Below are 20,253 nucleotides of genomic sequence, written 5' to 3' on the forward strand. Positions count from 1 at the left end.
AGATTGAGGATCGGGATCGACGGCAGGAATCTTGGATCGGCTACCGACGGGATCGGCCGGTTCGTCCACAATGCCGTGAAGGCATTGGCGGCTCTCGGCGCCGATGTGGTTGTCTATGCGCCTGGCAGGATCAATCCGGATTACGACCTTCCGCCTGGCGTCTGCGTGCGGGTCGCCAGCTTCAAGGGGCCTGTCGCCCGCACGTTCTGGGGCCAGGCCGTGTTGCCCTCCTTGGCCCGGGGCGACCGCGTGGAGGTGTTCTGGGGGCCGTCGCACCGTCTGCCCTTTGTGCTGGGCGGCGACATCGCACGGGTGGTCACGATTCACGACCTCGTCTGGCTGCACGCCGCGCGGACCATGCGGACCCGGACCTGGGTGGGCGATCGCCTGCTTATGAAGCCCGCGCTGCGGACCGCCGATGCCGTGGTTGCCGATTCCACGGCCACGGCCACCGCCTTGACGGCCGAGTTCCCCTGGCTGAAATCGCCGGTCAGGACGGTCCACCCCGGCACTGTCACCCTGCCGGCTCCCGGCGATGTTTCGAGCCTGCGGCCGCTCGGCATCGGCAAGCCCTATGCGCTCTTCGTCGGCACAGTCGAGCCCCGGAAGAACCTCGGCAATCTGATAGAGGCCTACGGCTTGCTGCCGGCCGGCATCCGGTCCGGCTGCGATCTGGTCATCGTCGGCGGTACGGGGTGGAAACAGACGAGCCTTGCCGATAAGGTGCGCGCCGGCGGGCTGGAGGCGAATATCAAGTTTACCGGATTCGTCGACGACATGACGCTCGCCACGCTTTATGCGAATTGCCTGTTTCTGGCGATGCCATCTCTCTACGAGGGGTTCGGTTTTCCGATCGTCGAGGCACAGTCTTTCGGCAAGCCGGCGCTGACCTCGAACACGTCGTCAATGCCTGAGGTGGCGGGCGACAATGCCGTCCTCGTCGACCCGAATGACCCCGAGGCAATCGCCGCTGCATTCCACCGGTTGTGCGTCGATGCGGAATTCCGAGACGGGATCGCCGCAGGCGCGAAAAGGAATGCCGGACGCTTCACCTGGGAAAACCACGCCAAGAGCATGCTGCGGATTTTTGAACAGGCCATCGAGCAAAGACGGAAGGCCCGCGTTTGAAAGTCCTGCACTTCTTCAAGACCTACTGGCCGGATTCGTTTGGCGGGGTGGAGCGCACGATACAGGCCATTGCCCAAAGCACCGCGAGCCACGGCATCGAAACGGACGTGCTGTCATTGAGCCCCACTCCGGCCGAGAACACCCAATGGTTTGATGGCCACATGGCCCACAAGGCCAAGCTCGATTTCGAACTCGCCTCGACCGGATTCTCGCGCGCGGTTTTTCGGAAATTCGCGGAACTCGCAGGGAAAGCCGACCTGCTGCACTATCATTTTCCATGGCCGTTGATGGATATGGTGCATTTTCATTCCCGTCACGGCAAGCCGGCCGTCGTCACCTATCATTCCGACATCGTCAAACAGAAGCTGATACTGCCTTTCTATCGACCGCTGATGCTGCGTTTCCTGAAGAACGTGGACACGATCGTTGCGACATCCCCGGATTATCTGGGATCGAGCCCTGTCCTCAAGGCCTTCAAGGCCAAATCGACGATCATTCCCATCGGCATCGACGGAACCGCTTACCCCGCGCCGACCGAATCCGACACCAACTGGCGCCGGTCGGCGGTGGCGGAGCCCTTCGTGCTCTTCGTCGGCGTTCTGCGCTACTACAAGGGACTTGATGTGCTGATCGAGGCCGCGGACAGGGTTCGATGCAAGATTGTCATCGCCGGCTCGGGACCGATCGAGCAGCAACTCAAGCTGCAGGCCAGCACGTTGCGGCGCGACAATGTGATTTTCCTGGGCGAGGTTTCGGAGCCGCACAAAATGGCGCTCCTCCACGGCTGCCTCGGGTTCGTTTTTCCTTCGAACCAGAGGTCGGAAGCCTATGGGCTATCGCTGGTCGAGGCCTCAATGGGCGGCAAGCCGATGATTTCATGCGAGATCGGGACGGGAACCAGTTATGTGAACAAGGCCGGCGAAACCGGGCTGGTCGTTCCGCCTTCCGATCCGGCACGGCTTGCCGAAGCGATCAACCGGCTGGTCGATTCGCCTGACGAAGCAGCGAAGTGGGGGCGAGCAGCCCGAGAGCGCTATGCCAGGCTCTTTACATCGGACAGGATGGGAAAGGCTTATGCCGATCTCTATCACCAGATCGACAGCCGTCGACGTTGAGTGCCGCTGCAAGGCACGGCTTGTGAAATTCAGCAAGCTCTCAAGGACGCTTGGTCATCCGGCCTGGGCCTGCTCGCTGTGGAGCCGACGGACCACCGCCTCCGTCGACTGCCGCCAGTCGGGCGCGCTCCACCCGAATACATCAGCGAACTTCGCGCTCGACAGCCGCGAATTGGCGGGGCGCCGCGCCTTGGTCGGATAGTCCTTGCTGGCAATGTCGCGCACTTGCGCCCAAGCACCGCCGGCCGCCCGGCTGGTGTCCAGGATGTGACGGGCAAAGCCGCTCCAGTTGGTTTCGCCGGTGCCGGCCAGATGATAGGTGCCGAACGCGCCGACGCTGTTGTCGCCATGCAGCGCCGCCGCCGCATGCAGGATGGCGTCGGCCATATCGAGCGCGGAGGTGGGATTTCCCCATTGATCGGCCACCACCGAAATCTCGTCGCGGTCGGCGGCAAGCCGCAGCATGGTTTTCACGAAATTCCGGCCGAACGGGCTGTAGACCCACGCGGTGCGCAGGATCAGGTGGCGCGGGCCGGCAGCGGCCACGGCCTGCTCACCGGCGAGCTTGGAGGCGCCATAGACGCCGAGGGGCGCCGTCGCGTCGGTCTCGACATAGGCGTGAGAAGCACTGCCGTCGAAGACATAGTCGGTCGAAAGATGGATGACGGGAGCGCCGAGCCGAGCCGCCGCTTCAGCCACCTTGCCGGCGCCGGTCGCGTTGACCGCAAAGGCGAGGTCGGGCTCGTCCTCGGCCTGATCCACCGCCGTGTAGGCGGCGGCCGAAACCACGATATCCGGCTTCGCGGCCGCAATGACGTCGATGATGGTCTCGGGTCTTGCCAGGTCGAGTTCCGGGCGGCCGATGGCGACGACCTCCATGCCGGCCTTCCCTTGGCATGCCTCCAGCAGGCTTGCCGCGACCTGGCCTTCGCGTCCGGTGACGACGAGCCTCACGCGCCAGCCTTGCGCGCTTCGCCCAGTCTTTCTCCGGCATAGCGCTGCTCGCGGATCGGGCCCCACCACCATTTGTTGTCGAGGAACCAGTCCACGGTTCTGGCCAGGCCGCTGTCGAAATTCTCGGTCGGCGTCCAGCCGAGTTCACGGCCGATCTTGGAGGCATCGATGGCGTAGCGGCGATCATGGCCGGGGCGGTCGGTGACGAAGGAAATCAGCTCGCGATAGCGCTTGCCGCCGGCCCTGGGACGCCTGGTGTCGAGCAGGTCGCAGATCGTCTCGACGACGGCGAGGTTGGTGCGCTCCGAATTGCCGCCGACATTGTAGCTCTCGCCCGGATGCCCTCTCGTGGCGACGAGTTCCAGGGCCCGGGCGTGATCCTCGACGAACAGCCAGTCGCGCACATTGGCGCCGGCGCCATAGACAGGCAGCGGCTTTTCGTCGAGCGCGTTGAGGATGACCAGCGGGATCAGTTTCTCGGGAAAATGATAGGGGCCGTAATTGTTCGAACAGTTGGAGAGCACGACCGGCAGGCCGTAGGTCTCGTGCCAGGCGCGCACCAGATGGTCCGAGGCCGCCTTCGAAGCAGAATAGGGCGAGGACGGGGCGTAGGGCGTCTCCTCGACGAACATGCCGCCGTCGAAAGGCAGATCGCCGAACACCTCGTCGGTCGAGACATGGTGGAAACGGAAGCGGCTCTTCCTGTCATCGGCAAGGCCACGCCAATATTCGAGTGCGGCATTGAGGATCCGGTAGGTGCCGACAATGTTGGTCTCGATGAAGGCGCCCGGTCCGTCGATCGAGCGATCGACATGGCTCTCGGCGGCGAGGTTCATGACGATGTCGATATCGTCACGGTGCAGGAGATCGAGCACCGCGTTCTCGTCGCAGATGTCGGCCTGGGCGAAGCGATAATTGTGGGCATTCTCGATCGACCGCAGCGAGGCCAGGTTGCCGGCATAGGTCAGCTTGTCGAGATTGGTCACGCGGTAGGCCGGATTGGCGCACAGATGACGGCACACCGCCGAACCGATGAAGCCGGCCCCGCCTGTCACCAGAAAATTCATGCTGCTGTCCTCATCAGGCAAACACCTCGGTGTCGGCGAGCATCGGCGCCTTGCTGTCCTTGTCCGAAAGCTGGAACCCGCCGGCCACCGAAGGCCATTCGATGCCGATCGCGGGATCGTCGAAGCGGATGGACCGGTCGTGCTCAGGCGAGTAGGTGTCGGTCACCTTGTAGAGGACCTCGGTGTCGGGCACGAGGGTCAGGAAGCCGTGGGCAAAGCCCTTGGGCACCAGAATCTGGTTGCCCTTTTCGGCCGAAATCTCGTGGCCGGTCCATTTCCCAAAGGTCTTCGAACCGCGGCGAATGTCGACACAAACGTCCAGAATCCGGCCGCGTATAACGCGCAGCAACTTGTCCTGCGCCCGGGGCGCAAGCTGGTAATGGAGCCCGCGCAAGACACCTGCCTCGGCGGAATAAGAATGGTTGTCCTGCACGAAAAGCAATTTTATTCCAGCCTGCGCAAACCGCTCGGCATTGTAGGTTTCCATGAAGAAACCGCGCGCATCGCCGTGCCGCTTTGGAACGATTTCCAGCACGCCTTCAATGCCGAGGGACCTGATCTCCAACGCCTAGCCCTCCGACAGATCGGCGACACGCCGGCGCAGATAGGCGGCATATTCATTTTTTCCCAACCGGGTTGCCCGCTGCAGCACTTGCTCTGCCGTCAGCCAACCCTGCTCGAAGGCGATCTCCTCAGGGCAAGCGACCTTGATGCCTTGTCGATGTTCGATCGTGCGCACGAAGGAAGACGCGTCGTTCAGGCTGTCATGGGTTCCCGTGTCGAGCCAGGCATAGCCGCGCCCCAATCGATGCACATGCAACAGGCCGCGATCGAGATAGGCGTTGTTGACCGCCGTGATCTCCAACTCGCCGCGGGCCGAAGGTCGAATGGACGAGGCGATGTCGACAACAGTGTTGTCGTAGAAATACAGCCCTGTAACAGCCCAGTTGGATTTCGGCTTTTGCGGCTTTTCCTCGATCGTAAGCGCGGTTCCGGTGACCTTGTCGAAGGACACGACACCATACCGTTCAGGATCATCCACGCGGTAGGCGAAAACCGAAGCGCCCGCCTCGCGCGAAGCGGCGGTGCGGCAAAGCTGCGACAGCCCATCGCCAAAATAGATATTGTCGCCCAGGATCATCGACACACTGTCCTTGCCGATGAACTCGCGGCCGATGATGAAAGCTTCGGCAAGCCCATTGGGGTGCGGCTGCTCCGCATAGGAAATGTCCAGACCGAACTCCGATCCGTCGCCGAGTAAATCGCGAAAAACGGGCAGGTCTCGCGGCGTCGAAATAACCAGAATCTCCCTGATATCCGCGAGCATCAGTACGCTCAGCGGATAATAGATCATCGGCTTGTCGTATACCGGAAGAATTTGTTTGGAGACTGCCAACGTCAGCGGATAAAGGCGTGTTCCACTACCCCCCGCAAGGATAATTCCTTTCAAGAAGCTCTCCCTGACATGCCCAAATCCCCTCGGCGGCAGTGGGAGCCATACTACACCCTGAAAAAGCTGCTGCCAGCGCCCGCTTTTACCGTAGAGTCGTTACCAAAATACGCCAGATACCACTCGACGAATCGCCCTACCCCTTCCGACACGGAGGTACCGGGGCGATATCCGACCGCCTCCTGCAATGCTGAAATATCGGCGAAGGTGTCGGGCACGTCCCCCGCCTGCAGCGGCAAAAGCTCGATGATGGCCTTGCGGCCAAGCGCGTTTTCCAGCGCCTCGACATAGGCGGTCAGCCTCACCGGGTTATTGTTGCCGATGTTGAAGATACGCCAGGGGGCGCTGCTCGTTGCCGGGTCCGGATGGCCGGAATCCCAGCCAGGGTTTCCTGTGGCAGGGCTGTCGCTGGTCCGGATCACGCCTTCGGCGATATCATCGACATAGGTGAAGTCGCGTGTGTGGTTGCCATTGTTGAACAGCTTGATCGGTTCGCCGGCCAGGATGCTCCTGGTGAACAGGAACAGCGCCATGTCGGGACGCCCCCAGGGGCCATACACGGTGAAAAAACGCAATCCGGTGGTCGGCAGCCCAAACAGATGGCTGTAGCTGTGCGCCATCAGCTCGTTGGCGCGCTTGGTCGCCGCGTAGAACTGCAGCGGGTGGTCGGCCGGGCGATGCTCGGAAAACGGCATGTCGGTGTTGGCGCCGTAAACGCTCGAGGTGCTGGCATAGGTCAGGTGCGCTATGCCGCCGCCGCGGCAGGCCTCCAGCATGTTGGTGAAGGCGACGATGTTGCTTTCGACATAGGCGCGCGGGTTTTCAAGGCTGTAGCGGACCCCGGCCTGGGCGGCGAGGTGGATCACCCGGTCAAAGGCGTGGTCGGCAAAGCAGCTGTCGACGATGCCCCTGTCGGCAAGATCGCCGTGGATGAAATGATAGCCGGAATTGGTGCTTCGGCTTGCCTCGGCAAGCAGCCGCAGCCGCGCCTGCTTGATCGCCGGATCGTAGTACTCGTTGATGCTGTCGATACCGACAACCTCGTCGCCGCGCTCCAGGAGCCGCCTGGCGACATGATAGCCTATGAAGCCGGCGACGCCGGTGACCAGAACCTTCATCAGAAGCGCCCGTCCTCGGGAATGGACCCCTGACGTCTATGGCACGCCAAGCTTCCTGAAGACCTCAGGAGCGCTTCAGCAGCGACCAGACGGCCGGCACAAGGCTTGCCGCCAGGGCAACCTTGATCAGATCGCCGACGATGAACGGCACGACGCCGAACTGCCAGGATTTTTCCGGACCGATGAGCAGCGCCAGCCAGGCAAAGCCCATCGCCATCATGACGACTTCGGCGACCAGCATTGCGTTGAAAAGCTTTATCGGGTGGCGATCCCAACCGCGATCCGCGGCCCAGCCGACGATCGCCGCCATGACCACGAAGCCAGCGAGGTAGCCGCCGGTCGAGCCAAGCATGTAGGCGATGCCGATGCCCTTCTCCGGCGTGCCCTGGAAAACCGGGAAGCCCATGGCGCCTTCCGCCATGTAGAGCAGCAGCGTGGCAACGCCGAGGCGCATGCCGAAGGTGGCGGCGATCAGCAAGACGGCGAGCGTCTGCATCGAGATGTCGACGGGGCCCAGCACAACCTTGGTCTTGGCCGACAGGGTCAGCAGCAGCGTTCCGGCGATGGCCAGGAAAAGCTGTGTTGCCAGTCGCGCCGCGCCATCCAGCGGCAAGGCCAGAGAAACAAGCGGGCGCATCGTCGTTGCAGTTGCCATGGTCTTCCCCTATCCGATCTGTCGCGATCCGATAATCGCGGTCTAGCGTTTTCCTATATTGGCTTGCGTGCTATGCGGCAATCGGTTTTGCCGTTCCGGGAACAATGTGCCGATATGGCTCTCAAATTCGATACCAGCTTCGATCCGCATTACGGCCATGGCGTGAGCGTGGCACCGGACGTGCAGCGCGTCACGGTCCAAAATCCCAGCCCCTTCACTTTTCATGGCACCAACAGCTATGTCGTCGGGCGCGACACGCTGGCGGTGATCGATCCCGGGCCCGATGACGACGCTCATCTTCAGACCTTGCTCGACGTGATCGCCGGCAGGCCGGTCAGCCATATCTTCGTCAGCCATACGCATCGCGACCATTCCCCGCTGGCGGCCCGGCTGAAGCAGCGCACCGGTGCCTTGGTGATGGCGGAAGGGCCTCACCGGCCGGCAAGGCCACTGCATGTAGGCGAGACCAACGCGCTCGACGCCAGCGCCGACACCGCTTTCGTTCCCGACACCGCCCTGCCGGACGGCACGTTGGTCGCCGGCGACGGCTGGGCGATCCGCACGGTTCTGACCCCCGGCCACACCGCCAATCACGCGGCATTCGCGCTGGAAGGAACCGGCATCCTGTTTTCGGCCGATCATGTCATGGCGTGGGCGACGTCCATCGTCGCGCCGCCGGACGGAGCGATGGCCGACTACATGGCATCGCTGGACAGACTGATCGAGCGCGATGACCGCCTGCTGCTGCCAGGCCATGGCGGGCCGGTAACGGCGCCGCGCGCTTTCATGCGCGGGTTGAAGACGCATCGCAAGATGCGCGAACGGGCCATTCTGGAGCGGGTCAGAGCCGGCGACCGGACGGTTCCCGACATGGTCAAGGCGATCTATCGGGATACAGATCCGCGGCTGCATGGTGCGGCCGGGCTTTCGGTGCTTGCCCATCTCGAGGATCTGGTGGCACGTGGCGTGGTGTCGACGGACGCGGCCCCCGCCATCGACGGCATTTTCACGCCGGCCTGATAGGCCTCCCCTGGTCCCTAGCCTCCTAGCAGGCATGGGATCGACGGAAAAATGGCTACTCGGCCGGAGCCGCCCCGACCTGGCCGGCGACTTCCTGGTCCAGTTCCGCCAGGAAGTCAGTGATGCGCGAGGCATTGTCGCCAAGGTCGTAGCGTCCGTAACGCGAGGCCGACCGCATGTCGACGATCACCGTATCGCCATCATCCGTCACGCGGATCGCCACATCGGCGGGAAGGCCGAGCACGAAACCCTTGGCGACAGCGGTAATGGTCACGTCGCTTTGCCCGGCGAGGTCGGGATAGGGTTCGGAAAGATCCCAGCCGCGCCGGTCGAGCACGGTCTCCACGGCATTGACGATGGTCTCGAATGGCAGGTCGTAGCTGCGCGCGGTGACCAGTGGATAGCTGTCGGTCTGCAGCCGCTGTTCGCCCGGCGTCGACGGCGAGAGCACGTTCATGTCCTTTGTCCGGTCGCTGATATCGAGCGCGGGCGGATCATCGAAATCGGTCGAGATGTCCCTGAGCGGCGGATAAATCGTCGCCCAGTAGGCGGCAACGCCGTAGGGAACGAGCACCAGCAGGGCCAGCAAGGCGCCGACGGTCAGGTCACGGCCGCCGCGATCACCAAATTTCCATAGTCTCGAAAAGGCAAAGGCGGCGAACAGCAGCGCCAGCGCAGCGAGCAGCGCGACGATGCCCAGCACCCATAGGAACACCGGCGTTTCGACGAGATCGAAGCGATGGCCGACGAAATTGGTCAGTAGAAGCACCGCTGAAAATGCGGCCGTGCGCCGCGACCAGCCGGCAGCCTTCGAGGTTCGCCGTTCGGGAATGCTAACCATTGTTCTCTGCGCTGCCCCAACCCGGACGGAGGTTTAGTGCCTTTTCGCGTCGGCTTGAAGCCGAAACACGCAACATCCCCTCAATCCGTCGGCAGGCGGTAGTCCCTGAACTGTTGGCGCAAGGTGATCTTCTGGATCTTGCCGGTGGCGGTATGGGGTATTTCGCCGACGAAAGCGACATCGTCCGGCATCCACCACTTGGCCACCTTGCCGTTCATGAAGCCGAGAATGTCAGCCTTGGTCGGCTCCTTGCCCGGCTTGGCAACCACGACCAGCAAGGGCCGCTCGCCCCATTTCGAATGATGGACGCCGATTGCCGCCGCCTCCGCCACGTCCGGATGGCCGACGGCCAGATTCTCAAGATCGATGGTCGAAATCCACTCGCCGCCGGACTTGATGACGTCCTTGGCTCGATCGGTGATCTGCATGTAGCCGCCGGCGTCGATGTGAGCGACGTCTCCAGTGTCGAACCAGCCGTCCTCATCGAACTGCTCGGCACCGGCGCCGCCGTAGTAGGCGCGGGCAACGGCCGGTCCACGCACTTTCAGCCGACCAAAGGTCTTGCCATCCCAGGGTTGCGCATTGTTCTCGTCATCGGTCACTTTCATTTCGACGCCGAAGGGCGGGTAACCCTGTTTCTGCTTGACGTCGAGCCGGGCCTCCCCCTCCAGGGCTGCATATTCCGGCTTCAAGGTGCACAGCGTGCCAAGCGGCGACATCTCGGTCATGCCCCAGGCGTGGATGACCTGGACGTCGTAATTGTCCTGGAACTTCGTCATGATCGCACGCGGGCAGGATGAGCCGCCGATGACGACCTTGTTCAGATAGGGCAGTTTCTTGCCGGTCTCCTCCAGATATTGCAGCAGCATCATCCAGACGGTCGGCACGGCGGCACTGAAGGTCACCTTCTCGGTGTCGAGCAATTCATAGATCGAGGCGCCGTCCATCCTGCAGCCGGGCATGACCAGCTTGGAGCCGATCATCGGTCCGCTCTGGCCAAGGCCCCAGGCGTTGGCGTGGAACATCGGCACCACGGGCAGGATGGTGTCGCGTGACGACAGGCCCATGGCGTCGGGCATGGCGGCGATCATGGCGTGCAGCACGTTCGAGCGATGGCTGTAGACGACGCCCTTGGGATCGCCTGTCGTGCCCGATGTGTAGCACATGCCGGCGGCGGTGCCTTCGTCGAAGGTCTTCCAGGCGAAATCGCCATCGGCCTCGTCAAGCCAGTCCTCATAGGCGACGGCATTGGGCAGGGTCGTTTGCGGCATGTGCGCCTTGTCGGTCAGCACAATCACCTTTTTCAGCGATTTGACGGTACCGGCGATCTTCTCGAGCAGCGGTATGAAGGTAAGGTCGACGAAGACGGCCTTGTCCTCGGCATGGTTCATGATCCAGACGATCTGCTCGGGAAACAGGCGCGGGTTGAGCGTATGATAGATCGCGCCGATGCCCATGATGCCGTACCAGGCCTCGATATGGCGCGCCGTGTTCCAGGCCAGCGTGGCGATGCGGTCGCCCAACCCATAGCCGTCACGCTCCAGCCTCTGGGCGACCTTGAGAGAACGACGATGGATCTCGGCATAAGTGGTGCGCACGATCGGTCCCTCGACCGAGCGTGACACGATCTCGCGCGCTCCATGCTGCCGTTCGGCGTTGTCGATAAGCTTGTGGCACAGCAGCGGCCATTCCTGCATCAGCCCCAGCATCCAGCTCCTCCTCCCTCGCGCATTTTGCGTCGTAGCTTCGAACCATTGTGAAGCGAACCGGCGGATTGTCCAGTCGCTCGCTTGCGCGGCGAAGGAATTTCAGCGCCCGTGCCGCAACGGCAAGCGGTTGAATCTTGACATGTTTTGGACTTCCGTCTCCTGGCCACTCGTGCCACCGAGATGGCAAGAGGGTCGAAATCGCCACAGTGGCGGCAGTGCCTTATCCGGCGAAATGACTTGAAAATCCGCCACAATCCGGCCATCGTCGGCGTTAAGTTTCGTTAACGGGCAAGGGGCGATTGGCGACTGAAAGAGGTTCGCATGGACGCGCAGCTCGACGACAAAGCCCTTGAGAGTACAATTGCGGAAAGCCTGGCCGATCTGGTGCCGGACGAAAAGACTGTTTCCGAAGACGAATTTGTTGAAGTTGTCGGCGGCGCGCTCGAAGCGGTCGGCGGCACGCTGCTGTTCAAGATGTGCGTCCAGAACGAAGGCGAAGGCCAGCACGTCGCGGCGGCATCCGTCGGCGATGGCGGCAACCGCCAGTTCCTGCTGCTCACCTTGCCAACCGTTGGTGGCTCGCTGAAAGTCGAAACCGTTTCGAGAAGCAGCAACCCGGTGGCGGGCATCGCAGCCGCCTATGCCGGACTGATGGACGCATTCAAGACCGCCGCCTGAGCTTCGGCGGATACTCGAAAGCGCCGCAGCGCCACGCGTCGGCGATTGGTGCGCCTGTTTTTGTGATGCAAACGGACCTTGCGCAACGGCTGTGCCCGCCACACCTTAGGGAGCCAGGCAAGGAGAACCAGCATGGACAAGATCGCCAACCCGGCACCCGGCTTCCAGCGCAATCCCGACAAGATCATCACCATCGAGCCCTATGTCGGCACCGTCACGGTACGCGCCGGCGATACGGTTGTCGCGTCGTCCACGAAGGCCAAGGTGCTGACGGAGGCTCCCTACCCCGCCGCCTTCTACATTCCGTTCGCCGACATCGATTTCGGCAAGCTGAGCGCTACCGAACACTCGACCCATTGCCCCTACAAGGGCGATGCCAGCTATTGGAGCGTGCTGCCTGCCGGCGAAACCGGTCAGAATGCAATGTGGGCTTACGAGCGGCCTTTCGACGAAATGACCGAAATCCGCGACCACGGCGCGTTCTACGCCAGCAAGGTCAGCATCGAAGCCAAGCCGGGCTGAACGCTTCGACTTTAAGGCCACCGGGGCGCGTTGATATTCAGGTCAGGCCGGCCTCACCTGAATATCAACGCCCCTCAGTCGGTGGTGCCGTGATTGCCGGTACCGTCGGCATCGTCCAGGCGCACGAAGGTCACGCCCTTGTCCTTGAGTGCCAGCAGGCCCTGCACCACGCCCTCGCCGGCGGCATGGGTGGGCTGGTTGATATGGGCGATGATGACGTCACCGTCCTTGGCAGCGGCGATGCGCTTGGCGGTTTCCTTGGCGCCCAGCAGCGAGCCGCCATCGCCATTGATCGAGAAGCCGGCGATCTTGAAACCGAGCTTGCGGATCATCGCGATCGCCGAGGGACTGTATTCGGCGGTTGCGCCGCGGAACCATTTCGGCGCGGGCTCCCCAGTCCTGGCAAGCGCCGCGGCCCCCGACTCGACCTCGGCCAGCACCGCATCCGGGCTGCCGGCGCTGCGTATGCCATAGATCTTCTGCGGCGTGTCGACCGCCGGAACATGGCGCCCGCCGTGATTTTCCAATTCGAAAAGGTCGCGATGCGCCCGCATGATCTCGACGGCCGCGGCATTGCGCTTCAGCCAGATGCCGGTGACAAAGATGGTGGCCGGTATCTTGTTCTCCACCAGCGCCGAGAGAATGCGCGTGTCGGTCTGTCCACCGCAGGCATCGAGCGTGAGCGCGACACGGCCCGCTCCGCTTGCCGCGGGCTTGATGTGCAGCGTGGGCTCGACCAACGGCGCGGCTTGGGCGCTGGATAGCGCCGCCAGCGACATGGCAATCATGCAGAGATGTCTTTGCAGCAGACGCATCAAGCCGAATTCCCGACTGGAGCAGTTCACCGTTTCACGCAAACGGCAACCCGCCCTTTGTTTTGGAGCATTTCCCGTGGGGCGATTTCAAGCCGCCATCCCAAGACCCGCATGAAGGCGGAAATCGGGACGATGGGTAGCAGAAAAATGCATGGCGCGGCAATTTGACCGCCGGCCTTGCGAATGATCCATCCGGCGACAGCCGTTCAGACAGCGCGTTCCCGCTTCATCTCGGTGCGCGCCAGGACCTCGCGCGCCGCCTCGACGACAGGCTTCACTTCCAGGCGCCAGACGCAGCACGCCTTGCGGGGGTCGGTCCGGCGGCACAAGCCCTTGGCCACGCAGTCGCACGGCATCGGCGGACGAAGCGCGATGCTGGGCACGCCGAGAGGCCCCCAGCGCGACGGGTTCGTCATACCGAAGAGGCCGACAACGGGTGTGCCCGCGGCCGCGGCCATATGCATCGGGCCGCTCTCGTTGCCGAGAAACAGCCGCGCCTGCTTGAGCACAGCCAACAAGGTCTCGAGCGACAGCGTCCCGACAAGGTCGACGACCGGCGTCGCCGTCCTGGCGATGATCCGCGCGGCGGTCCCCTGCTCCTCCGGCCCTCCGACCAGCACGAAGCCCAATCCGGTGTCGGTTGCAATCTCGTCGATCGCCTCGGCAAAGCGTTCGGGCTGCCATTGCCGGCCCTTGAAACTGGCTCCCGCGTGCACCGCGACGAAGCCGTTTGGGTCGAGACCATGCTTGCCCAGAAGCGCCAAGGCTTTCAGGGTCTCGAACGGCAGAGGCTGAATGCTTGGCACCGTCACGCGCAGATCAAGGCCGAGCGCTTCAATGGGCGAAAGATAGCGATAGACAAAATGCTGGCCGCCAAATCCGAACGGCTTGGCAAACACATTGGCGGGTTGCCGCTCCAGCAGCTTCAGAGGCCGTTCGGGAGGATTGTAGCCGACGCGGGTCTTGGCGTTGACGAACCCGCTGACGATGCGCGAGGTCTTTGAATCGGTCAGGTCGATCGTAAGGTCAAAGCGGAAGCCGCGTAGGGCCCGCACCATGGCATAGAGCTCTTTTCCACGCTCCAGCGCGGTGCCGCGCATGCGGGATCGCCTGAAGGTGACCACTTCCGAGGCGATACCATGCGCGACCACGAAGCTTTCGAACTGCGCCTCGCAGAGGAACACGATCCTGGCGCCGGGGAATTCGAGTTGAAGGTTCCTGGCGAGCGTCGAGGCGAGGACGATGTCGCCTATGAACTTCGTTTGAATGACCAGGATCGAGCGGAACGGCGCGGGTGATATCTGCAACATGTGATTCCCGGGACAATTGGCGGGCCGTCCGCAAATTGGGCAGGAACAATGTCGAGATTACGCAATGCCTTCAGCACGTTCGCGTGAGTTTTCATACAAAACCGTAAGCTTTGATCGTCCTATCCGCGCCCCGTCTTTGCTACCTGCACCGCGGCCTGCGCGGCCGCCAGCCTGGCGATCGGCACGCGATAGGGCGAGCACGACACATAGTCGAGACCGACCTCCTCGCAGAAACGGATCGACGAGGGATCGCCGCCATGTTCGCCGCAGATGCCGAGCTTGATCTCAGGCCGTGTCGCCCTGCCCTTTTGCGCGGCCATGCGCACCAGTTCGCCGACACCGTCGATGTCGAGCGAGACGAACGGATCCTGCTCGATGATGCCCTTCTGGCGATAAGTCTCCAGGAACGAGGCCGCATCGTCGCGTGAGATGCCGAAGGTGGTCTGGGTAAGGTCGTTGGTGCCGAAGGAGAAGAACTCGGCCGACTCGGCGATCACATGGGCACGGATCGCCGCACGCGGCAGTTCGATCATGGTTCCAGTCAGATAGTCGATCTTGACGCCGGTCTCGTCCATGACGCTCTTGGCGACCGCATCGATGCGCGCCTTCACATAGTCGAGTTCCTTCACGAGGCCGACCAGCGGCACCATGATCTCGGGCACAACCAGCGCGCCGGCCTTCTTGCCGGCTTCGACGGCAGCCTCGAAAATAGCGCGTGCCTGCATCTCCGCGATCTCCGGATAGGAGACGGCCAGCCGGCAGCCGCGATGGCCAAGCATCGGGTTGAATTCGTGCAGGGCCTCGGTGCGCTGCCTGAGCTTGTCGGCCGATACATTCATGACGGCGGCGACCTCGGCGATTTCGGCCTCGGTCTTGGGCAGGAATTCGTGCAGCGGCGGATCGAGCAGGCGGATCGTCACCGGCAGGCCCGCCATGATCTCGAACAGTTCCAGGAAATCCGAGCGCTGCATGGGCAGAAGCTTGGCCAGGGCGGCGCGCCGGTCCTTCTCGGTGTCGGCCAGGATCATTTCGCGCATGGCGACGATGCGGTCGCCGTCGAAGAACATGTGTTCAGTACGGCAAAGCCCGATGCCTTCAGCGCCGAAGGAGCGCGCCATGCGGGCATCGAGCGGCGTTTCGGCATTGGTGCGCACCTTCATGCGGCGCACGGCGTCCGCCCATTCCATGATGGCGGCGAAATCGCCCGACAGTTCCGGCTGCAGCATGGCAACCGCGCCCTTCAGCACCTGGCCATTGCCGCCATCGATGGTGATGATGTCGCCCTTGCGGAAGGTCTGCCCCATCGAGATCAGCGTGCCCGCCTTGTAGTCGACGCGCAGCGAGCCGGCGCCCGACACGCAAGGCTTGCCCATGCCGCGCGCGACAACGGCGGCATGGCTGGTCATGCCGCCGCGCGTGGTCAGGATGCCTTCCGCCGCATGCATGCCGTGGATGTCCTCGGGGCTGGTCTCGATGCGCACCAGGATCGCCTTGCGGCCTTGGGTCTTCAGATCCTCGGCCTCGCCGGAGGAAAAGACGATCTCGCCGGTGGCAGCGCCCGGCGAGGCCGGCAGACCGACGCCGATGACGTCACGCGCGGCTTTCGGATCGATGGTCGGATGCAGCAACTGGTCGAGCGAGCCCGGATCGATGCGAGCGACAGCCTCCTCCTTCGAGATCAGGCCGTCCCTGGCCATCTCGACCGCAATCTTCAGCGCCGCCTTCGCGGTGCGCTTGCCGGAGCGGGTCTGCAGCATCCACAATTTGCCGCGCTCGATGGTGAATTCGAGATCCTGCATGTCGCGGTAGTGCTTTTCCAGGCTGTCGGAGATGGTGACGAAGGACTGGAAGGCGTCGGGCATCAGCTTCTGCAGCGACGGCTTGTCGGAGCCGGCGGCGATGCGGGCCGCCTCGGTGATGTTCTGCGGCGTGCGGATACCGGCGACGACATCCTCGCCCTGCGCGTTCACCAGGAATTCGCCATAGAGCTGCTTTTCGCCGGTCGACGGATTGCGGGTGAAGGCGACGCCGGTGGCCGAGGTCTCACCCATATTGCCGAAAACCATGGCTTGCACGTTGACAGCCGTGCCCCAGCTTTCGGGAATGTCGTGCAGACGCCGGTAGGTGATGGCGCGGTTGTTCATCCAGCTCGAGAACACGGCGCCGATGGCGCCCCAGAGCTGTTCTTGCGGATCCTGCGGGAACGGCCTGCCGAGTTCTTCCTCGACCTTGGCCTTGTAGAGTGCGATCACGCCTTGCCATTCGACGGCCGTCAGCTCGGTGTCGAGTTCATGGCCGAGACTGGCCTTCTGGTCTTCCAGGATCTCCTCGAACACCTCGTGATCGAGGCCCATGACGACATCGGAATACATCTGGATGAAGCGGCGGTAGCTGTCATAGGCAAAGCGCGCATCGCCGGAATCGGTGGCCAACGCCTCGACGGTTTCGTCGTTGAGGCCGAGATTGAGCACCGTGTCCATCATGCCCGGCATCGACGCGCGAGCCCCGGAGCGTACCGACACGAGCAGCAGCTTCGACGGATCGCCGAACTGCCGGCCGGTCAGCCGGCCAATGTGATCGAGTGCGATCGCGACATCGGCTTCCAACCCCGCCGGATAGGCGCGGCCATTGGCGTAATAGGCATTGCAGACCTCGGTGGTGATGGTGAAGCCCGGCGGCACCGGCAGGCCCAGGCTGCACATTTCGGCAAGGTTGGCGCCCTTGCCGCCCAGCAGATTCTTGTCGCCGGCACGGCCTTCCGCCGCACCATCGCCAAAGGTGAAAACCCATTTGGTCATGCTTTGCTCTCCGGTTGCAGGAGATTGGAAAGATTGGCGAAACGGAAAGTTCCGCCCTGGTCCGACTTTGGACCGATATGATGCTGCAGTGCGAAAGGCAAGCACCGGAAAAGCCGTTCCGCCGCTACAATCGATTAAGAAAAAGCCCGGCCCGGACATGCGGCAAAAAGACTTGCCACCTCACGGTTCGACAGCTAGAACATAAAGGGAACAAATAGGTGTCCCATGAAACTGACTGGAAAACTCGACTATCTGGAAATGCCGGCGACCGGCGGCACGCTGGATCGGCTGAAGGCTTTCTACAGTTCCGCCTTTGCCTGGTCGTTCACCGACTACGGCCCCACCTATTCGGCCTTCGCAGAGGGCCTGGATGGCGGTTTCCAGGCCGATGCCGCGGAAGCACCGGCCAAGCCGCTGCCCGTGCTCTACAGCGACGACCTCGAGGAAACGCTTAGCGCCATCGAAAGCGCCGGCGGCACGATCGTCAAGCCGATCTTCGCATTTCCCGGCGGCCGACGCTTCCACTTCGTCGATCCGGCCGGCAATGAGCTGGCAGTGTGGTCCCAATAGCCTGTTCATGGACCATCTGGCGGCAAGGCGCCGCAGGCCAGCCGAGTGTTCTAGCGTCACTCATGAGCATTGTGCTTTGGCATTGTGCTTTTCGGCTGCTCTGCTAATAACGCGCCGCACAAGCGACTCTGACGGCTATTGGGGCGTCGCCAAGTGGTAAGGCATCGGTTTTTGGTACCGACATTCCCAGGTTCGAATCCTGGCGCCCCAGCCATCCCTACAGGTGCGTCCGGTTGTCATTGGGGCCGGTCTCACGGCTCGTTGGGATGACAAAAGGAATGGCAGGGTCAGGCGAGCGATGAATGCCTGATACGGCATGACATTCGCCGAAGCGGACTGTCATCATCCATCAAAGCGATTTTCCATATGGCGCGCTGGATGCGCTGCGTCCGGCCAGACGCCGCGATATTTGCGAGCGGACACCCGGGTCCGGGATTCACGCCCGCCTTCGCCAGCGGCATTTTTCCGATATTCGGGAAAGTCGATGCCAGAATCCACGACTTATCGCCCGCAATCCCTTTGTTACGATCGCCACGGATCACCAGACAGGGGTTGTCAAAGACATGTTGACGGACAAGCAGGCACGCGAGGCGGTGGAGCAGTACCGCGAGGAAGGATATGCGATCGTTCGACAGTTCGTCGACGGCGACGAGATGGCCCGGCTGAAGAAGGAAACGGATGATGTCTACGCCGAAGGGCTCAAGCATCACGCCACCTACAGGCATGGCAATCTCAGCTTCCAGATTCTGCCCGAGTCGGATTTCGGCCAGCGTTACGTGCTGCAGGCCTACTGGTTTTCCTGGATCAATTCCTATTTCGAGCAATTCCGGCGCAGCCCGGACTATCTGAAACTGCTCGAGGGGCTGATTGGCCGCGACATCAGGCAAATCGCCCAGCAACTGCACTGGAAGCCGCCAGGCGCCAATGTCACGGGTTACCGCTTCCACCAGGACCTGCGTTTCCGCAACCAGGCCGCCTTCGACAATGTCGCCGACGCGACCGTGACCACCGGCCTCGCCGTTGACCGCGCGACGCTCGACAATGGCTGCCTCCAGGTCGTGCCCGGCAGCCACAAGCTCGGCTATCTCGGCCTCTCGGACGAAGGAACCGGCGAACTGATGAAGGGCCTGACCGCCGAGGAGGAGTTGCGCAAGGTCGGCATCGACCCGGCGACCATCGTTCCGCTGGTGCTGGAGCCGGGCGACCTTGCCATGTGGGGACTGCTTACCGTGCACGGCTCCTCGCCGAACAAGTCGCGGCACGACCGCGCCTTCGCCCTGTCGAGCTATGTGCGGGCGGACTCGACGCAACGCGGCGAATGGGCGTTCCGGGATGGCGTCTCCGTGCCGCTCGGCGAGACGCCGACGCTGTGCAAATACGAAAAGCTCTTCGAGGAGCCGGGACCGATGTACGACACCACCGCCTGGTGGAAATGACATTGCCGCCTCAGGCGACGGGGGCAAAAGGGGCCTGGCGTTCGCGCCGGGCCCTTGACTGCGTTCGCCAGCGGCCTCGCAAAGTCTCAGGCGGTGAAATCCGCCGACAGTTCGCGTATCAGGAAATCGACGAAGGCGCGCACCTTGGCGGCGATGTAGGTGCGGTGCGGATAGAGCGCATAGATGGGGCTGGAGCCCGGGCGAAACTCGTCAAGCTGCACCTCCAGACGGCCGTCCCGGATCGCGGCATCAACCAGAAGGCTCGGCAGGTTGCCGATGCCGAAGCCGGCGATGGTCATCTGATAGGCGGCCTCCACGCTGTTGGTCGAGACGCGCCCGCCAATGGCGGCGTCGAACGGCCCGTCGGGCCCTATGAACGGCCATGTGCCCAGCCGCTTGGCGAAGTTGCTCAACACGCAGGAATGGCTTGCCAGCTGGTCCGGATGGGTCGGCCGGCCATTTCTGTTCCAGTAGTCCGGCGTGGCGCAGACATAGTTGCGAACCTCGCCAAGGCGCCTCGCGATCAACGCGGAATCAGCCTGTCCGCCGAAACGGATGGCGACATCGTAGCCCTCCTCGACAATGCCGACGACGTAGCGCGCGGTCAGGTCGAACTCGATGCTGGTGAGCGGATTCTCTTCCAGGAATTTCGGCACCAGCTTGGTGATGCGCGTGTGGCCAAGGACATTGGAGCAGGAAACCCGAATCAGCCCGCGCGTCTCCTTGTGCAGGCCGCGCGTCGAATCCTGCAGTTCCGAGATGTCGTCCAGCAGGCTGCGGGCCCGGGGAGCATAGTCACGTCCCGCCTCGGTGAGGCTGAGGCGCCTTGTGGTGCGGTTGATGAGACGCACGCCAAGATCCTCCTCCAGATCCTTGATCATGCGGCTGACCGCCGTGGTCGACATGTTGAGATCGCGCGCCGCCGCCGAGAGGCTGCCCAGCAGGCAGACCCGGTCGAACACCCGCATGGCCGTCAGAAGATTCATCCTGGCTTCCCCTCGCCGCCGCGTCTGCTCCACCCTTCGCGGCTTCCGGCAGAAGACAGCGCCCGGCGATCGTGCGGCAAG

Annotated in this window: 19 protein-coding genes and 1 tRNA gene; 8 read left to right on the plus strand and 12 right to left on the minus strand. The window is 62.9% G+C overall.

The annotated features are described in order from the left end of the window. Window positions 1-3 precede the first annotated feature (3 nt). Window positions 4-1,128, plus strand: coding sequence for a glycosyltransferase family 4 protein (locus AC07UC_RS26980; protein WP_494907970.1), 1,125 nt, complete (start codon window positions 4-6; stop codon window positions 1,126-1,128). Beyond that, complete coding sequence (locus tag AC07UC_RS26985) at window positions 1,125-2,243, plus strand: glycosyltransferase family 4 protein (RefSeq protein WP_494907971.1); 1,119 nt, start codon at window positions 1,125-1,127, stop codon at window positions 2,241-2,243. Before AC07UC_RS26980 ends, AC07UC_RS26985 begins: the two co-directional genes overlap by 4 nt. A gap of 54 nt (window positions 2,244-2,297) precedes the next feature. Here the strand turns inward: AC07UC_RS26985 and rfbD are convergent, their stop codons facing one another. From rfbD to AC07UC_RS27015, 6 genes are all read right to left on the minus strand, one after another. Continuing rightward, on the minus strand, window positions 2,298-3,197 hold the full coding sequence (gene rfbD / locus AC07UC_RS26990) for a dTDP-4-dehydrorhamnose reductase (protein ID WP_494907972.1): 900 nt from the start codon (window positions 3,195-3,197) through the stop codon (window positions 2,298-2,300). Next, on the minus strand, window positions 3,194-4,264 hold the full coding sequence (gene rfbB, locus AC07UC_RS26995; RefSeq protein WP_494907973.1) for a dTDP-glucose 4,6-dehydratase: 1,071 nt from the start codon (window positions 4,262-4,264) through the stop codon (window positions 3,194-3,196). Before rfbB ends, rfbD begins: the two co-directional genes overlap by 4 nt. Before the next feature lie 13 nt (window positions 4,265-4,277). Continuing rightward, on the minus strand, window positions 4,278-4,829 hold the full coding sequence (gene rfbC / locus AC07UC_RS27000; protein WP_202323310.1) for a dTDP-4-dehydrorhamnose 3,5-epimerase: 552 nt from the start codon (window positions 4,827-4,829) through the stop codon (window positions 4,278-4,280). Between the two features lie 3 nt (window positions 4,830-4,832). Next, window positions 4,833-5,714 carry a glucose-1-phosphate thymidylyltransferase RfbA gene (rfbA, locus tag AC07UC_RS27005; protein ID WP_494907974.1) on the minus strand — a complete coding sequence of 294 codons (882 nt, stop codon included), beginning with the start codon at window positions 5,712-5,714 and terminating at the stop codon, window positions 4,833-4,835. 50 nt (window positions 5,715-5,764) lie between these two features. Next, a complete protein-coding gene (locus AC07UC_RS27010; protein WP_494907975.1) occupies window positions 5,765-6,832 on the minus strand; it encodes an NAD-dependent epimerase in 1,068 nt (355 codons plus the stop codon). A 64-nt stretch (window positions 6,833-6,896) separates the two neighbouring features. After that, entirely contained in the window at window positions 6,897-7,487 is a 591-nt protein-coding gene (locus tag AC07UC_RS27015; RefSeq protein WP_202323313.1) for a biotin transporter BioY, read from the minus strand. A gap of 114 nt (window positions 7,488-7,601) precedes the next feature. Between AC07UC_RS27015 and AC07UC_RS27020 the strand changes: the two genes are divergently transcribed. Next, a complete protein-coding gene (locus AC07UC_RS27020) occupies window positions 7,602-8,507 on the plus strand; it encodes an MBL fold metallo-hydrolase (RefSeq protein ID WP_494907976.1) in 906 nt (301 codons plus the stop codon). A gap of 55 nt (window positions 8,508-8,562) precedes the next feature. Here the strand turns inward: AC07UC_RS27020 and AC07UC_RS27025 are convergent, their stop codons facing one another. Next, window positions 8,563-9,348, minus strand: coding sequence for a DUF1499 domain-containing protein (locus AC07UC_RS27025; protein WP_202323315.1), 786 nt, complete (start codon window positions 9,346-9,348; stop codon window positions 8,563-8,565). A gap of 80 nt (window positions 9,349-9,428) precedes the next feature. Then, a complete protein-coding gene (locus AC07UC_RS27030) occupies window positions 9,429-11,057 on the minus strand; it encodes a fatty-acid--CoA ligase (RefSeq protein WP_494907977.1) in 1,629 nt (542 codons plus the stop codon). A gap of 321 nt (window positions 11,058-11,378) precedes the next feature. Here AC07UC_RS27030 and AC07UC_RS27035 point away from each other — a divergent pair, with 321 nt between their 5' ends. Together AC07UC_RS27035 and AC07UC_RS27040 are read left to right on the plus strand one after the other, a co-directional pair. Continuing rightward, window positions 11,379-11,735, plus strand: a complete 357-nt coding sequence (locus AC07UC_RS27035) for a hypothetical protein (RefSeq protein ID WP_140768824.1) — start codon at window positions 11,379-11,381, stop codon at window positions 11,733-11,735. Window positions 11,736-11,867: 132 nt separating this feature from the next. Further along, window positions 11,868-12,257, plus strand: a complete 390-nt coding sequence (locus AC07UC_RS27040) for a DUF427 domain-containing protein (RefSeq protein WP_202323317.1) — start codon at window positions 11,868-11,870, stop codon at window positions 12,255-12,257. Window positions 12,258-12,331: 74 nt separating this feature from the next. On the opposite strand, the gene AC07UC_RS27045 is transcribed toward AC07UC_RS27040, so the two are convergent. From AC07UC_RS27045 to ppdK, 3 genes are all read right to left on the minus strand, one after another. Continuing rightward, the gene (locus AC07UC_RS27045; protein ID WP_202323318.1) at window positions 12,332-13,072 is read right to left on the minus strand and encodes a polysaccharide deacetylase family protein; all 741 of its coding nucleotides are present in this window, start codon (window positions 13,070-13,072) and stop codon (window positions 12,332-12,334) included. Window positions 13,073-13,278: 206 nt separating this feature from the next. After that, window positions 13,279-14,382, minus strand: coding sequence for a glycosyltransferase family 9 protein (locus AC07UC_RS27050; protein WP_494907978.1), 1,104 nt, complete (start codon window positions 14,380-14,382; stop codon window positions 13,279-13,281). Window positions 14,383-14,501: 119 nt separating this feature from the next. Next, window positions 14,502-17,180 (minus strand): pyruvate, phosphate dikinase, encoded by a 2,679-nt coding sequence (gene ppdK / locus AC07UC_RS27055; RefSeq protein ID WP_494907979.1) that lies wholly within the window; start codon window positions 17,178-17,180, stop codon window positions 14,502-14,504. 225 nt (window positions 17,181-17,405) lie between these two features. On the opposite strand from ppdK, the gene AC07UC_RS27060 reads away from it, so the two are divergent. The 3 genes from AC07UC_RS27060 (at window position 17,406) to AC07UC_RS27070 (ending at window position 19,186) form a co-directional block, all read left to right on the plus strand. Then, a complete protein-coding gene (locus AC07UC_RS27060) occupies window positions 17,406-17,750 on the plus strand; it encodes a VOC family protein (RefSeq protein WP_494907980.1) in 345 nt (114 codons plus the stop codon). Window positions 17,751-17,889: 139 nt separating this feature from the next. Next, window positions 17,890-17,964 (plus strand) — tRNA-Gln (locus AC07UC_RS27065). 349 nt (window positions 17,965-18,313) lie between these two features. Next, window positions 18,314-19,186: a phytanoyl-CoA dioxygenase family protein gene (locus AC07UC_RS27070; RefSeq protein ID WP_494907981.1), complete on the plus strand. Its 873-nt coding sequence runs from the start codon at window positions 18,314-18,316 to the stop codon at window positions 19,184-19,186. Window positions 19,187-19,272: 86 nt separating this feature from the next. Here AC07UC_RS27070 and AC07UC_RS27075 read toward each other — a convergent pair whose 3' ends face one another. Then, window positions 19,273-20,172: a LysR family transcriptional regulator gene (locus AC07UC_RS27075; RefSeq protein WP_494907982.1), complete on the minus strand. Its 900-nt coding sequence runs from the start codon at window positions 20,170-20,172 to the stop codon at window positions 19,273-19,275. Window positions 20,173-20,253: the final 81 nt, after the last annotated feature.

The organism is Mesorhizobium sp. GW821-FHT04C10 (assembly GCF_059420305.1).